General features: G+C 30.6%; 20 protein-coding genes and 1 pseudogene. 12 read left to right on the top strand and 9 right to left on the bottom strand.

All coding sequences use genetic code 11. The annotated features are described in order from the left end of the window. Nucleotides 1-67: 67 nt before the first annotated feature. From GVY01_RS12285 to merA, 7 genes are all read left to right on the top strand, one after another. A complete protein-coding gene (locus GVY01_RS12285; RefSeq protein ID WP_154874837.1) occupies nucleotides 68-1,456 on the top strand; it encodes an SLC45 family MFS transporter in 1,389 nt (462 codons plus the stop codon). 113 nt (nucleotides 1,457-1,569) lie between these two features. Continuing rightward, entirely contained in the window at nucleotides 1,570-1,905 is a 336-nt protein-coding gene (locus tag GVY01_RS12280) for a hypothetical protein (RefSeq protein ID WP_225307068.1), read from the top strand. Then, complete coding sequence (locus GVY01_RS12275) at nucleotides 1,895-2,869, top strand: cation diffusion facilitator family transporter (RefSeq protein WP_375543615.1); 975 nt, start codon at nucleotides 1,895-1,897, stop codon at nucleotides 2,867-2,869. The genes GVY01_RS12280 and GVY01_RS12275 overlap by 11 nt, the downstream gene beginning before the upstream one ends. 258 nt (nucleotides 2,870-3,127) lie before the next feature. Further along, complete coding sequence (locus GVY01_RS12270) at nucleotides 3,128-3,223, top strand: type I toxin-antitoxin system Fst family toxin (RefSeq protein ID WP_154895756.1); 96 nt, start codon at nucleotides 3,128-3,130, stop codon at nucleotides 3,221-3,223. 621 nt (nucleotides 3,224-3,844) lie between these two features. Then, nucleotides 3,845-4,072: a hemerythrin domain-containing protein gene (locus tag GVY01_RS12265; RefSeq protein WP_154874833.1), complete on the top strand. Its 228-nt coding sequence runs from the start codon at nucleotides 3,845-3,847 to the stop codon at nucleotides 4,070-4,072. A 336-nt stretch (nucleotides 4,073-4,408) separates the two neighbouring features. Continuing rightward, the gene (locus tag GVY01_RS12260; RefSeq protein WP_154895758.1) at nucleotides 4,409-4,843 is read left to right on the top strand and encodes an RrF2 family transcriptional regulator; all 435 of its coding nucleotides are present in this window, start codon (nucleotides 4,409-4,411) and stop codon (nucleotides 4,841-4,843) included. Further along, on the top strand, nucleotides 4,830-6,152 hold the full coding sequence (merA, locus tag GVY01_RS12255; protein ID WP_154874831.1) for a hypothiocyanous acid reductase MerA: 1,323 nt from the start codon (nucleotides 4,830-4,832) through the stop codon (nucleotides 6,150-6,152). The genes GVY01_RS12260 and merA overlap by 14 nt, the downstream gene beginning before the upstream one ends. 313 nt (nucleotides 6,153-6,465) lie before the next feature. Here the strand turns inward: merA and GVY01_RS12250 are convergent, their stop codons facing one another. From GVY01_RS12250 to GVY01_RS12665, 6 genes are all read right to left on the bottom strand, one after another. Beyond that, nucleotides 6,466-6,855 (bottom strand): arsenate reductase/protein-tyrosine-phosphatase family protein, encoded by a 390-nt coding sequence (locus GVY01_RS12250; protein ID WP_225307070.1) that lies wholly within the window; start codon nucleotides 6,853-6,855, stop codon nucleotides 6,466-6,468. Between the two features lie 71 nt (nucleotides 6,856-6,926). Continuing rightward, entirely contained in the window at nucleotides 6,927-8,219 is a 1,293-nt protein-coding gene (gene arsB / locus GVY01_RS12245; RefSeq protein ID WP_191962471.1) for an arsenite efflux transporter membrane subunit ArsB, read from the bottom strand. Further along, entirely contained in the window at nucleotides 8,216-8,530 is a 315-nt protein-coding gene (locus GVY01_RS12240; protein ID WP_029056299.1) for an ArsR/SmtB family transcription factor, read from the bottom strand. Before GVY01_RS12240 ends, arsB begins: the two co-directional genes overlap by 4 nt. A gap of 60 nt (nucleotides 8,531-8,590) precedes the next feature. Then, nucleotides 8,591-8,770 (bottom strand): hypothetical protein, encoded by a 180-nt coding sequence (locus GVY01_RS12675; protein ID WP_225307072.1) that lies wholly within the window; start codon nucleotides 8,768-8,770, stop codon nucleotides 8,591-8,593. A gap of 98 nt (nucleotides 8,771-8,868) precedes the next feature. Next, entirely contained in the window at nucleotides 8,869-9,105 is a 237-nt protein-coding gene (locus GVY01_RS12670) for a zinc-binding dehydrogenase (RefSeq protein ID WP_029056297.1), read from the bottom strand. Between the two features lie 6 nt (nucleotides 9,106-9,111). Then, nucleotides 9,112-9,432, bottom strand: coding sequence for an alcohol dehydrogenase catalytic domain-containing protein (locus GVY01_RS12665; RefSeq protein ID WP_236549886.1), 321 nt, complete (start codon nucleotides 9,430-9,432; stop codon nucleotides 9,112-9,114). Nucleotides 9,433-9,924: 492 nt separating this feature from the next. On the opposite strand from GVY01_RS12665, the gene GVY01_RS12230 reads away from it, so the two are divergent. The 3 genes from GVY01_RS12230 to GVY01_RS12660 all read left to right on the top strand — a co-directional run bounded on the left by GVY01_RS12230 (nucleotide 9,925) and on the right by GVY01_RS12660 (nucleotide 12,010). Then, nucleotides 9,925-10,368 carry a MarR family winged helix-turn-helix transcriptional regulator gene (locus GVY01_RS12230; RefSeq protein ID WP_375543616.1) on the top strand — a complete coding sequence of 148 codons (444 nt, stop codon included), beginning with the start codon at nucleotides 9,925-9,927 and terminating at the stop codon, nucleotides 10,366-10,368. Further along, nucleotides 10,355-11,698, top strand: coding sequence for a dihydrolipoyl dehydrogenase family protein (locus GVY01_RS12225; protein WP_029056294.1), 1,344 nt, complete (start codon nucleotides 10,355-10,357; stop codon nucleotides 11,696-11,698). Before GVY01_RS12230 ends, GVY01_RS12225 begins: the two co-directional genes overlap by 14 nt. Before the next feature lie 195 nt (nucleotides 11,699-11,893). Next, nucleotides 11,894-12,010: a hypothetical protein gene (locus tag GVY01_RS12660; RefSeq protein WP_311133135.1), complete on the top strand. Its 117-nt coding sequence runs from the start codon at nucleotides 11,894-11,896 to the stop codon at nucleotides 12,008-12,010. Nucleotides 12,011-12,515: 505 nt separating this feature from the next. Here GVY01_RS12660 and GVY01_RS12215 read toward each other — a convergent pair. Further along, on the bottom strand, nucleotides 12,516-12,611 hold the full coding sequence (locus tag GVY01_RS12215) for a type I toxin-antitoxin system Fst family toxin (RefSeq protein ID WP_017636338.1): 96 nt from the start codon (nucleotides 12,609-12,611) through the stop codon (nucleotides 12,516-12,518). Nucleotides 12,612-12,728: 117 nt separating this feature from the next. After that, nucleotides 12,729-13,079: a winged helix-turn-helix transcriptional regulator gene (locus GVY01_RS12210; RefSeq protein WP_017636337.1), complete on the bottom strand. Its 351-nt coding sequence runs from the start codon at nucleotides 13,077-13,079 to the stop codon at nucleotides 12,729-12,731. A gap of 101 nt (nucleotides 13,080-13,180) precedes the next feature. Here GVY01_RS12210 and hxlA point away from each other — a divergent pair, with 101 nt between their 5' ends. Both hxlA and GVY01_RS12200 read left to right on the top strand, forming a co-directional pair. Continuing rightward, complete coding sequence (gene hxlA, locus GVY01_RS12205) at nucleotides 13,181-13,816, top strand: 3-hexulose-6-phosphate synthase (protein WP_017636336.1); 636 nt, start codon at nucleotides 13,181-13,183, stop codon at nucleotides 13,814-13,816. Between the two features lie 136 nt (nucleotides 13,817-13,952). After that, a complete protein-coding gene (locus GVY01_RS12200) occupies nucleotides 13,953-14,471 on the top strand; it encodes a type 1 glutamine amidotransferase domain-containing protein (protein WP_017636335.1) in 519 nt (172 codons plus the stop codon). Between the two features lie 140 nt (nucleotides 14,472-14,611). Here GVY01_RS12200 and GVY01_RS12195 read toward each other — a convergent pair. Beyond that, nucleotides 14,612-15,009: pseudogene (locus GVY01_RS12195) on the bottom strand (YfcC family protein); the annotation flags it as partial.

The raw sequence follows: 15,009 nt of genomic DNA, 5'->3' as shown, positions 1-15,009 counted from the left end.
TATGAAATAACAGTCTTTAAAGTAATCGCATACTTTAAAGACTGTTATTTTTTAAGGAGATTTTAAAATGAAAGACACAGATGGTTTAGGTTATCAATACAGTAGTGAGAAAGAAAAGCCATTGTCAGAAAAACTGAGCTTGCCAATATTGAAAAAGAGCATTATTTTTGCAATGACTTTTGGTTTTTTTGGAGTAAACATGGCATTTTCTTTACAGTCAGCTATGATGGCTAGAATTTTCCAAACCTTAGGAGCGAACCCCAATAATCTTGGATGGTTCTTTATTTTACCTCCGTTAGCTGGTTTGATTATTCAACCATTGATTGGTTATTATTCGGATCGTACATGGACAAGATTTGGTAGACGAATGCCATATTTATTAATAGCCGGTCCTATAGGAGTTATCACACTTGTATTATTACCGAATTCAGGATCACTTGGTTTTGGTTATGCATCATTGTCTGCTCTTTTATTTGGAGCAATCATGACACTTTTTATGGACTTAACTGCAAATGCTTGTATGCAACCATACAAAATGGTTATTGGTGATATGGTTCCTGAAAAACAAAGAGACATGGCTTGGTCTTGGCAACAAATTTTTTCGAATATGGGAGGGATTATAGCAACTTTACTCCCATTCTTATTAACACTTTGGGGTGTATCGAACGTAGCGCCTAAAGGTGAAGTACCTATGACAGTCAAAATTGCATATTATATTGCAGCAGTTGTTCTGTTAATTTCAACTATTTGGACAGTACGTTCTGTAAATGAATATAACCCTAAATTACATGCACAGTATCATGGAATAGAGGAAAAAAGAAATCGTAAAAATTCATTGAATTTATGGCAATTGCTTTTAAAAGCACCTAAACAATTTTGGCAAGTATCTTTGGTTCAATTCTTTACTTGGTTTGCCATTATGTATTTATGGACATATACACCTGGTGCTATTGCTAATAATGTTTGGGGTACTACAGATCCTTCATCAGCAGGATACCAAGAAGCAGGTAACTGGTATGGTGTATTAACTGGCGTACAATTTGTAGCATCTATTTTATTTGGCATAGTAGCTGCATATGCAAAACCTCATCAAAGAAAATTAGTATTAAGATTTGGTTTACTCATGGGTGCTATTGGATTTATATCAATCTTCTTTATTCATTCACAGTGGTTATTAATTTTATCGTTCTGCTTAATTGGAATTAATAACCTTACTATGAATACACAAACATTTACATTATTAACTGAAAATACAGATGGAAAAAATGCTGGTGCTTATTTAGGATTATTTAACTGTTCAATTTGTCTCCCTCAGATTATCGCTTCTTTAGCTAGCTTTGCGTTATTCCCGTTGTTTGGTAAATCAATGCCAAACATGCTGTTGTTTGCTGGAGTAATGTTATTAGTAGCTGCGGCATGTGTAAGTTTGATTGATTCTAAGTATGAAAAACAATAATAAAATATTAAAAATGCAGATTGTCGACAAACTCTCTATGGTATTGTCGACTTTCTAAATTAACTAAGGGATATTTGAATTTAAGGTTGAATAAAGAAAAAATGAGGTTGTTTTTGAAAAAAGTTAATTTATCTATCACATTAACCATGCTCCTTACTACAGTTATGGTATTTGGAATTATTAGTTACATACTTGGAGATAGTGGAGAGGCATTTGCTATCCAACATTATGGGATACAACATGTTGAAAAATTAGTACATTTACATGAAACATTCGCCTTAGATTCGCTTATAACATATGGGTTTGCAACATTAACTCAAATAGGTAGTATGTGGTTTATAAAATATAAAAAATTATGTATAGGTGCGACAGTTGTATTGACGATTATTGGATTTGTACTACTTATTATTGCTGGTCATTTAGGTACAAGTATCACTTATGGAAAATAAAAAGGGGAATAGGTATATGAAACAAACATACTTTCACCATGTAGAACACAGTAAAGTCCAAAAACAATCTAAAGTAACATTATGGGCAACGCTATTAATCACTTTATTTTTTACAATTGTAGAATTTACAGGCGGAATATTATCTAACTCTTTAGCTTTATTGTCAGATTCCTTTCATATGTTAAGTGACGTACTTGCGCTCGGATTATCAATGCTGGCTATTTACTTTGCAAGTCGTAAACCAACAGCACGTTTTACTTATGGTTACTTACGTTTCGAAATATTAGCAGCATTCTTAAATGGTTTAGCACTATCAGTAATTTCTATTGGTATTTTTTACGAGGCGATCATACGTATAGTTTATCCTAAGCAAGTTGAAAGTGGTTTAATGCTTGTCATAGCAACAATTGGTTTAATTGTAAATATTGTGTTGACGGTTATATTAATGCGTTCTTTAAAGAATGAACAAAATATCAATGTACAAAGTGCATTATGGCATTTTGTTGGAGATTTATTAAATTCAGTAGGAGTCATTTTAGCAGTTTTACTAATACATTTCACAGGTATACAATTATTCGATCCTATTTTAAGTATGGTCATTTCAATCATTATTTTTAGGGGTGGTTATAAAATTATGCGTAATGCTTGGATGATATTGATGGAAGCTGTGCCACAAGAATTACATACAGACAATGTCATAGAAGCAATAAAATCTATTCCCGACGTTATCGACGTGCATGAATTTCATTTATGGGGAATTACAACAAATCAATATTCTTTAAGTGTGCATGTTGTTCTAGATAGTAGAAGTAGTATAGATGCTTTTGTGGTTATAAATGAAATAGAAGATTTATTAAAAGAAAAATATGGAATATCACATACCACAATACAAATAGAACATTTAGATATTAATCATCTTAATGAACCTTATTTTGAAAAGGTTAAAGAAAATATAAAAAATTAATAATTTGATTGATAATCAAACAGCGGAAATGGAAATTTTAAAACAACGTAAAAAGGTTTATTACAAAAAATATTTATCTAACACTGATAACGTCCTATTATGTAACCTAAAAATATTCTTTAAAAATTTTTAGAGAGGTTATATAGACATAACATCACTTATCGGAAATTATCTGTAATTCAAATATTATAGGTGATATAATATAAAAGTCGCCTATCTCTCAGGCGTCAATTCAGACGCAGAGAGGAGGTGCTAAAAATGACAGATATCCTTGTTCACATCATGACCACAGCAACAAGTGGTTGTATCGTTGCGTTATTTTCGTATTGGCTTCGAAAACGTTATGATAAGTAAATATAGGCGACTAAGCCACACCATTAAAAATCCCCTCACTACTCGCAATAGTGAGGGGATTGGTGCATCAAATGCAGATATCCTTGTTAATTAGATTATAACACTGGTTGGTGGAGAAATGCAAAACCATGTATTCAGACTAATCACGCTAAAGTAAATTTCTAAATACTTCGTATTGTTCGCTATAAAGAGGATCATTTCTTAAAGAATTTTCGAAATGAATTCCTTTTAACTTTAGTAATTTTAATAAATCCTTACTATTTTTAACTAATTCATAGTTATTATAATAAGTGTTTATTTGATTTTCATTAATTCTATAAATATATTGGGTTATAAGGCAAAACATTTTCATATAGATTTTCAAATATATCTTTTTCTCTCGATATATAATCAAATTTTTCTGTTTCATGAGTCCGGGACATAAAGTTTCTGGACTCTTTTTATATATGTATCTGTTTAAGCCTAAATATTATTCGCTATATTTATTAGATAAGATTGATATAGGTCAAGTTTATATTTCTTAAAAACGAATACACTATGATTAAACTAAAGTGTAGGAGAGGTTTATATGCAACAGACTATTTTGAAACATAAAAATCATATCAAGTATTTAGAGATAATATGTTAGAACATACACAAAAGGAAGATACAGTGGATTTTCCTAAAATCATTGAATATAGTAATGGTCAAAAGGTTTCAGATATTGAAAGTATAATTGCAGATTTAATATCTGCTCATGAAAATATTAGAGATATTTTAAATAATATACGAAGATTAACTTTTAATTTCCAATTACCAAGCGATGCTTGTAAAATATGGGAATTAGTATACAATAGTAAGCAAATCTAAAAACGTAAATGTTATTTTAACAAGAAATTATTTTTGCATTTCTCCGTATTCATATTACAGTATTTTTCACTTTGAAACAGAAACATTTTTCTCACTAACTAATAAATTTCACCATATAAACTCTTCAATATTTCTATTAATCAAAAATCAATTTTAGTTAATCATATTGTCTTCCATTAATATTCCAATATCTCAAATAAACAAACTCCTAGAAACTAAAAAGAGTTTTTAAGATAAAAAGTAGAAATAAATTACATTCCAATTTATTTGCATATCATAAATTAATGTGCTTAAATGTAACTATAAAAATTACTTTTGGAATTTGGAGGTACTTCATTGAATTTAGAGTTTAATATCGCAGTCCATGTACTAGTTTTTTTAAGTAAGCATTCTTATGAAAAGTTCAGTAGTACCGAACTATCAAAGAAAGTTTGTGTAAATCCAGTTCAACTAAGAAGAGTTATGAGTCAATTATCCGAAAGTGGTTATATTACAGTGGAAAAAGGAAAGTATGGCGGTTATAGTGTGCAAGGTAATGTCTTGAATACATCCTTAGCAGAATTATTTAGATTATTCACCGCTAATAAATCATTTGGAAGAATTTACACAGGAACTAAAGATAGTGAATGTGAAATTTCAAATCAAATGAGTCATGTTATGTCAGAATATCATTACGAAGAGTTTAGAATTTTAGAAGCATTTTATCAAAATATATCAATTGGAGATATACTCAATAAAATTTTAATGGAGAGATACAATGAAAAAGTATGATTTATTAATTTTAGGATTTGGCAAAGGTGGTAAAACACTTGCAAAAAGTGCATCAGCACAAGGAATGAAAGTAGCAGTAGTTGAAAAATCTCAAAAAATGTATGGAGGTACATGTATCAACACAGGGTGTATCCCATCTAAAACATTAATACATGAAGGATTAGAAAGTGGTTCATTCAATCGATCATTACATCGTAAAGAAGAAGTTGTAACTGCACTTAATAAAAAGAACTACCATAATTTAGCAGATGATGAAAATATAACAGTATTAGATTATAAAGCTGCCTTTAAATCAAATACTGAAGTGAATTTATTAGATGAACAAGGTAAAGTCATAGATACTTTAACAGCAAATGACATCGTTATAAATACAGGAGCAACACCTGTTATTCCAAATATCCAAGGCATTCAAAAATCAAAATATTTATACGATTCTACTGGTATCATGAATTTAAATGAGAAGCCTAAACGATTGGTTATTGTGGGTGGAGGTTATATTTCTTTAGAATTTGCATCTATGTTTGCCAACTTTGGGACAGAAGTGACTGTATTAGAAATGAAAGAAAGACTAATGCCAAAAGAAGATGAAGAAATCGTTTCTCATGCAATTAAAGACTTAGAAGATAAAGGTGTAAAAATTGAGCTAGATATTCAAACTTCAGCATTTGAAGATCAAGATGATCATACTGTCGTAAAAACGAATAGAGGCGATGTTGAAGCAGATGCAGTTCTACTCGCAATTGGTAGAAAACCAAATACAGACTTAAATTTAGAAAATACTGATATTAAACTTGGTGAACGTGGCGAAATTAAAGTTGATAATCAACTGAAAACTGACGTTAATCATATCTATACGATTGGTGATGTTAAAGGGGGCATGCAATTCACTTATATTTCTTTAGATGATTTTAGAATTGTTAACGACAAATTATTAGGTTCAGGTGAGCGTACTACAGAAAATAGAGGGTCAATACCATATACTGTATTTATAGACCCACCATTATCTCGTGTTGGTTTAACGGCGAAAGAAGCGAAAGAACAAGGTTATAAGATTAAAGAAGGTAAGCTTCCAGTTAATAATATACCAAGACACAAAATCAATAATGACACTAGAGGCCTGTTTAAAGTAGTGATAGATACTAAAACAAATAAAATATTAGGAGCTACACTATATGGACTACAATCTGAAGAAATGATAAATATTATTAAACTTGCTATTGATCAAGATATTGACTATACAATTTTAAGAGACAATATTTATACCCATCCAACAATGATAGAATCATTTAATGATTTATTTAATATTTAAATAGTATTAATTCAATTAAAATCAATATAAATAACTTTAAATGATAGTATATCTCTTGATTTATAATATTAAAATATGAATTTATTCGATTAAGCGATATGTATTTTCTAATTATTTTGGAAATCAATTCGTTTTTACTTACCCCTACTGGGTATATAATATGAACTAATTATATTACCTATAGATTTTTATAAATTGGAGGAAGTAATTTGATGGATAATAGAGACTCACAGCATCATATGATTCATACTAGACATGGTTATCATGATCATCATGATAACCATGCCTCACATCATAGTGGCCATGCACATCATCATGGAAATTTTAAAGTTAAGTTTTTTGTTTCATTAATTTTTGCAATACCTATCATTTTAAAATTTTCTATAGCTAATTTAATCTCATCTCTAACACGTTGAAATTCTGACCATTCTTTACCTGCTGGATCCTCAAAACCCCAATGCTCTTTTTTAACGTTTGGTGGCAAAATAGGACAATTATCGTCTGCATCACTACATAACGTTACGACAAAATCTGATTGTTTTAAAATATGATTATCAATCAAGTCTGACGTATGGTTTGATATATCAATATCTACTTCTTTCATAGCTTCTATTGCTTTAGGATTAACACCATGTGTTTCAATACCGGCAGAATAGACATTCCAATCTTCACCCAATATTTCCCTTCCCCAACCTTCAGCCATTTGGCTACGACAAGAGTTTCCTGTTCATATAAAATAAATTGTTTTCTTATCCATAATTAAAGCCTCTTTTCTTAAAATATGATTAGTGTAAGGTATAAACCTAAGAGTGTTACAAATAGGACTGGAGTAGTAATGATAATTCCAGTTTTAAAGTATGTTCCCCATGAAATCTTCACACCTTTTTGTGTTAAGACATGTAGCCACAATAATGTTGTTAAAGAACCAATTGGCGTAATTTTAGGTCCTAAATCAGAACCTATGACATTCGCATAAACCATACCTTCTTTTAATATTCCTGTAGCACTGAATTGACCAATCGCTATTGCATCTATTAAAACAGTTGGCATGTTGTTCATAATTGAAGATAAGAAAGCAGCTATAAATCCCATACCCATGATACTGCTGAATAACCCATAACTTGAAATATTTGTTAGGATATCCCCAAGAATAGTTGTAATACCTACATTTTTTAGTCCAAACACAACAAGGTACATACCAATAGAGAATACAACAATATTCCATGGTGCGCCTTTAATTACTTGTTTTGTATGAACTGCTTTAGATTTACGAGCTAATATTACAAAGATAAGAGCAATGATACCAGCAATGATTGATACAGGTATTTGTATAAACTCACTAACAAGATATCCCACAAGTAGTATTGCTAATACAATCCATGAAAGCTTAAATAATTTAGGATCTTTGATTACATTTTTAGGGTCTGAAATATTTTCTGTATTGAACGTTTTAGGTATAGATTTTCTGAAATATAACCATAAAACGATAATACTAGCAATCAGAGAAAATATATTAGGAATAATCATTCGACTAAGATACTCAATAAACCCAATATCAAAGTAATCTGCAGAAACAATATTAACTAAGTTACTTACAATTAAAGGCAGTGATGTAGTATCTGCAATAAAACCACTAGCAATAATAAAAGGGAAAATCACTTTTTGATTAAATCCTAGATTCCTTACCATTGCTAATACAATGGGCGTTAAGATTAAAGCTGCACCATCATTTGCAAAAAATGCTGCTACAATTGCCCCTAATATCATTATAAAGATAAACATTTTTAATCCATTACCGTTGGAAGCCTTGACCATATGTATTGCAGACCATTCAAAAAAACCAATTTCATCTAATATTAATGAAATAAGAATAACAGCTACAAATGTTAATGTAGCATTCCAAACAATATCTGTTACTTCTAATACATCAGAAAAACTTACGACTCCTGTAATGATAGCAACGACAGCTCCAATGAAAGCTGTAACACCAATATCTAAATCTTTAGGTTGCCATATCACAAAAATTAAAGTTAAAAGAAAAATCACAATTGCTAAAATTGTCATCAACACTCACCCAATTTCATACTTTTACATACGTACCGTTGGTTAGGCGAGTTAATGATGTTCAAATTTTGATTAATATAATCTAAAAATTCACGATTAAGTTGATACATGTGTTTATTACCATTTTTTCGTGTAATAACTAAATCATTATCTACTAATGACTTCATATGATGACTTATCGTAGGTTGTGAGAATTGAAAATATTCCAACAAGTCACAAGCACATAATTCACCACAAGATAGTAAATCCAGCATTTCCAACCTACTTGGATCTGATAAAACTTTTAATATTGTTGATAGTTCTTTATAAGACACGAATATACCTCTTAGACATTTAATAGACTAACATCTATATAGATTAATGCCTATACTATTTTATCTACTGTTTTTAATTCTATATATAGTTTGGCGTGTAATACCTACTTCTACAGGATCTATATTTATTTGATCTAAAGCTTTATTGAAATCTTCAAATGATCTATGGTGCCCTAGATTGATACCTTGGATTCTTGCTTGTTTAGCAAGTAATGCGAATAAATTAACATTTGCTCCCATATTTTCAAGAAATCCAATAATCTATGTATGCCCTTTAAAAACTAAGACATCTATAGATTTGGCAATACTTGACCCACCGACCACTTCTACAATATGTTCTACACCTTTACATTTGTTAATTTTTGGACTTCTTTTTCCCAATCAAGATGCTTTTTGTAGTTGATTACTTTAGAAGCTCCGAGTTCTTTGGCTTTTTCTAATTTTTCATCACTGCTATTTGTTGCAATAACTTCTGCTCCTAATGCTGCTGTTATTTGAATTACAAATATAGAAACGCCACCTGTGCCTTGAACAAGAACTTTATCACCTGCTTTAATATTTCCATATTCAACCAATGAGAATCAATTCACAAATGCTGCTACTGGCAAAGTTGACGATTGATTATCTGTAAGTGTTTCAGGAGAGAATACAGCTGCATTTTCATTCAATACCATGTATTCTGAAAGTCCACCATCTACTGTAGCACCTAAGGCATGTGATTGTTCATCGCTTTTAGGTTTTCTATCTAGCCACTTGGTAAACATATGTGAAGTAACACGATCACCTTTTTTAAATTTGGTAACTTTTGAGCCGATTTCTACAACTATTCCTGAAGCATCTGAAACAGGAATAAACGGAAATTTTAATAATTCAGGGGGATATATACATATACCTTCGACAATTGCAGTATCTCGATAATTAAGTGATACAGAGTTAACTTTAATTAAAATTTGATCTTCTGTAATTTCGGGTTTCTCTAGTTCAACTTGTTTAAGGTTATCTAAACCAAAATTTTCTAATTGCCATGCTTTCGCTATTAAAACTCCTTTTTATTAGGATTATGGAAAAATTTACAAAACACTCAAACCGTCATACTGTTAAACAACAATGTATAAGTATGAAAAAAGAACTAAATTATAGCTCTTTTTCCAATTACTTTACGTATATATTTAATGACTTGTTCATTCTTCTTTTGAATAATACTCTGAAACCATAAGTTTTACGCACTATTTTTAAAATCGAAATCAATTTGCACAATTGATGAAAAATTTTAAAAGTTAGTAATCAATTAAACAAACGTATGTGGTTCATTATAAGTTTTCTCAGTTGATTAATCGTTTGCGATTGATTATTCTTTAATGAGAATAGGAGTGATTAAATTGATTGATGATGAAATGAAATTGGCACATCAGCTATGCTTTTCTGCTTATAATGTTAACAAATTATTCAGCAAGTTTTATGAAAAGCAATTATGTCAATTCGGTTTAACTTTTTCTCAATATCTAGTGCTATTAACATTATGGGAAGAGAACCCTCAAACTTTATTATCCATTGGTAAAAAGTTGAATCTAGCAAGTAATACCCTAAGCCCATTACTAAAAAGACTTGAGCAAGCTGGCTGGGTTCAAAGAAATAGGGATGAAAGCGATAAACGTAACCTTATCATAACTTTAACGATAAAAGGTCTAAATGAGCAAGAAGCAGTACATGAAGCTATTGCTAAATGCATTTCTTCACAATTTGATGTAGATGAATATATGAAAGCCAAAAGTATTATGGATAATTTAGAAGAAACGTTGAAAATTATTACAAAGGATGATTCAAATGAAACAATATGATGTTGTATTTTTAGGTAGTGGACACGCAGCTTGGCATAGTGCGCTGACTTTAAACAAAGCGGGGAAATCGGTTGCTATTGTCGAAAAAGATCGTATAGCAGGTACTTGTACAAATTATGGGTGCAATGCCAAAATTTTATTAGAAAACCCTTATGAAGTACTAGAGCAAGCTTCACACTATCCCAACATAATTAATACTGAAGCATTATCAGTGAATTGGGAAAACCTTATGTCTTATAAACATAAAATCATTGACCCTATGGCAAATACTTTGAAAGGTTTATTTGAACAACAAGGTATTGATATTATTGAAGGGGCAGGAAAATTAGTAGATGAGCATCACCTCGTAGTAGATGGTGAACAATATTACGGTGAAAACATAGTTATTGCAACAGGTCAACACAGCAATAAGTTAGATATTGAAGGGTCTGAATATACACACGATAGTAGAGACTTCTTATCCTTAGAGCAAATGCCAAATAGTATCACATTTATAGGTGTAGGTATTATTAGTATTGAATTTGCTAGCATAGCCATTAAATCTGGTGTAGAAACTCATATGATTCATGTTGACGATGAACCGCTCAAAGGTTTTTATTCAGCACATGTTGCTAAATTAATGGACAAATTGGCAACAGAAGGAGTTCAATTCCATATGAATGAAAATACTACTGTAATTAAAGAGCTAGGTGACAATTATACTGTATCAACAGAATCAGGATTAGAGATTACTACTAACTATGTGTTAGATGCTACTGGACGTAGACCAAATGTCAACGGTATTGGACTTGAAGAAGTTGGCGTTAATTTCACTACTCGAGGTATACAGGTAGATGAATATTTACGTACAAATATCCCTAATATTTATGCTAGTGGTGATGTGTTAGATAAAGTAATTCCTAAATTAACACCTACTGCAACATTTGAATCTAACTATATTGCTGCGCATATTTTGGGTATGAATAAAAATCCTATTACCTATCCTGCAATACCTTCAGTTTTATATACACTACCAAGATTGTCTAATATTGGAGTTTCTGTAGATGAAGCTAATACTAGTGAGGACTATAAAGTGATAGATATTCCTTTTGGTAAACAAATGGTGTTTGAATACAAAAATGAAACTGAAGCTGAAATGACAATTGTATTAAATAATGATAAACAATTAGTGGGAGCTGCTATATATGCTGATGATGCACCAGATTTAGTTAATTTATTAACTTTCATTGTAAACCAAAAATTAACGGCTCAAGATTTAAATAAAATGATCTTTGCTTTTCCTGGATCATCAAGTGGCGTTATAGATCAATTAAAATTAGCAATGTTATAAAAGGAGTGCTATAAAATAACTAGTAATATTTATGATATACAAGTTGTTAACAAAGATGGTAGTAGGTATTAAGTATTATTTAAATGACTACAAAGGTAAAGTTATTATATTAGTTAATACTGCCACAAAATGTAGCTTAGTGGTCAATTTGAAGAATTAGAAAAATATTACCAAAAATATAAAGAGCAAGGGTTAATTATACTTGGATTTTCTTGTAATCAATTTGCTAAACAAAAACCTGGTACTGATGATCAAATAGCTGGAATATGGAAAGAAAATCAAATAAAATTTCACAAAATTTATTATTGCTAAAGATGGTAATGTAATAAAAAACTTGCTTTCAAAAACAGTCCTAAAAAAGTAGAAATTTTATTTCAGAATTTATTATAACTAAGCATTATTAATTGAAATGACACAATAATATAGCGTTTAATATCTAATTATGTTACTAGTAAATATATCCACAATCATACTGAATAGAATGAAAAAAATCCTATACAAAACTAAAGTTAATAAAAATGTACTGAAGCTATTACAATCAATAAAATAATAGAAATTTCATTATCTGATTCTATTGTTGATTTACTCCATTAATTTGTTTTAAAAGATTTTCATCCTGTGATGTAAGTTAACTTTATTGATCATAATCACTCCTATTTTTAAATATATTGGATTCACATAACCTAAACAGATAAAACTACTTTGCATTTCTCTACTAACCAGTGTTATAATTTAGTTAACAAGGAAACTAGCATAGATGCACCAATCCCCTCACTACGGCAATAGTAAGGGGATTTTTAGGTGTGGCTATAGTCGCCTATTTATTATTGCGATTACGTAGCCAATCCGTAAATAACGCAATAATACAACCACTGATGACTGTGGTCGTGATGTGAACAAGGATTTCTAGCATAGATTAGCACCTCCTCTCTGCGTCTGAATTGACGCCTGAGAGATAGGCGACCTTTATATTATATCATCTGTAATGGGTGAGTTACAGATAACTTCCGATAATCATTTGTCATGTCAATTATCTATGATTACTGTTTTTAAGTATATCTAGAAAATCGTCCCCCCAATTGCAAATTGAAAAGACTACCTTATCAAGTTTTAATCCTATTTTAGTCAACCTATAATCTACTTTTGGAGGTACCACTTGGTAGATCTTCCTTTCAATGATTTTGTCTTTCTCTAATTCTCTGAGTTGCCTTATTAACATACGTTGATTGATATCAGGAAGTTTGTTTTGTAATTCACTCAATCTTAAACGATTATTTTGCAAAAGGTGGTAAACAATGGCAATTTTCCATCTTCCACCAATTACAGACAGGGCTAAATCTTTTGAAGTATAAAATTCTTTATTATTATATTCAATTAACACAAGAAATCCTCCATTTTCATATAGTGACAAAAATGTCAGTATTGTTATTAGAAACAACTAATACCATAATAGCATTATAAAAGATAGAAAGGAGAAATTTAATGAAATTACAATTAGCAATTGATTTATTAAATCAAAAACAAGCAGCAAAGCTTGCTCAAGAAGTAGAAGAATTTATTGATATCGTAGAAATTGGAACACCAATTGTTATAAATGAAGGACTATCTGCCGTTGAATATATGAGTAAGTCAGTTAATAACGCACAAGTATTAGCAGATTTAAAAATTATGGATGCTGCTGGATATGAAGTAAGTCAAGCTGTAAAATTTGGGGCTGATATTGTGACAATTCTTGGTGTTTCTGAGGATGCTTCAATTAAAAGTGCTATTGAAGAAGCTCACAATAATGGTAAAGAATTATTAGTTGATATGATTGCGGTTCAAAATTTAAAACAACGTGCAGCAGAATTAGATGAAATGGGTGCTGACTATATTGCGGTGCATACGGGTTATGATTTACAAGCTAAAGGTGCTTCACCTTTAGAAAGTTTACGTACTGTTAAATCAGTTATTTCAAATTCAAAAGTAGCTGTAGCAGGTGGGATCAAACCAGATACAATTAAAACAGTTGCAGCTGAAAAACCAGATTTAATTATTGTTGGTGGTGGCATTGCAAACGCTGACGATCCTAAAGCTGCGGCTAAACAATGTCGTGATATAGTAGATTTATATTCTTAATTTTTTCTAATTTATATTGGATAAAAACATATGTTATTCGCAAGACAAATATAAAACTGCATATGTTTAAATTTCCTCTTTCTAGTGTATATAGTATTTAGATTTAAAAATTATAATCGAAAGGTGTGTTCTATTTATGACTAAAAAAGTAGCAATCATTTTAGCAGATGAATTTGAAGATATAGAATTAACTAGTCCAAAAGAAGCATTAGAAAACGCTGGCTTCGAGACTGAAGTTATTGGTGATACAGAAAAACATGAAGTTGTTGGTAAACATGGTGAAAAAGTAATGGTAGATGTTAGTATTTCAGATGCAAAACCAGAAAATTATGATGCATTATTAATCCCTGGTGGATTCTCACCTGACCATTTACGTGGTGATGAAGAAGGTCGATATGGTACATTTACTAAATATTTCACTCAAAATGATGTACCAACATTTGCAATATGCCATGGCCCACTATTATTAGTTGATACTGATGATTTAAATGGACGTACAATAACTGGTGTTATCAACGTACGTAAAGATTTATCTAACGCGGGAGCACACGTTGTCGACGAATCAGTTGTAGTAGACAACAATATTGTAACAAGTCGTGTACCAGATGATTTAGATGATTTCAACAGAGAAATTATTAAACAATTAGAAGCATAGTTTTGTAATATTAATAAATATTCAATTATTTTAGTGACTATCGACAAATTTTATAAAATTTGTCGATAGTTTTTTAGTTGAGATATTATATGAACAAACCAAATAACATAAATATAAAATTAATTTAAAAATTTTTTATATTAATGTAATGAAACTTGGGTTACTAACATGCCACCACCAAACACAAGTACAAAGACCACAACTGGCCAAACGAAACGGAACCAATGTGAATAACGCATATTGAGCATTTGTAATGTAGCCATGACTAAACCGGTTGGGGCTAAGAATAACATTGCATATTGACCAAATTGATACGCCGTGACAATCGTATATCTAGGAATACCCACCGTATCAGCTAATGGTGCAAAAATAGGCATCGCTAATACAGCTAGTCCAGATGATGATGGAATTATAAATCCTAGGAAGAAAAAGATAAATAGTAATGCGATAACAAATAATGGACCTTGAATATTTTCAACAAGTGATGAAGAAAAATGTAAAATCGTATCTGATATTCTTCCGTTATTTAATACTAAAT

The sequence above is a fragment of the Staphylococcus sp. 8AQ genome, from assembly GCF_902506595.1.
Taxonomy (GTDB): domain Bacteria; phylum Bacillota; class Bacilli; order Staphylococcales; family Staphylococcaceae; genus Staphylococcus; species Staphylococcus pasteuri.
The sequence above is the reverse complement of the archived record's forward strand: the minus strand, read 5'-3'. Positions and strand labels throughout refer to the sequence as shown.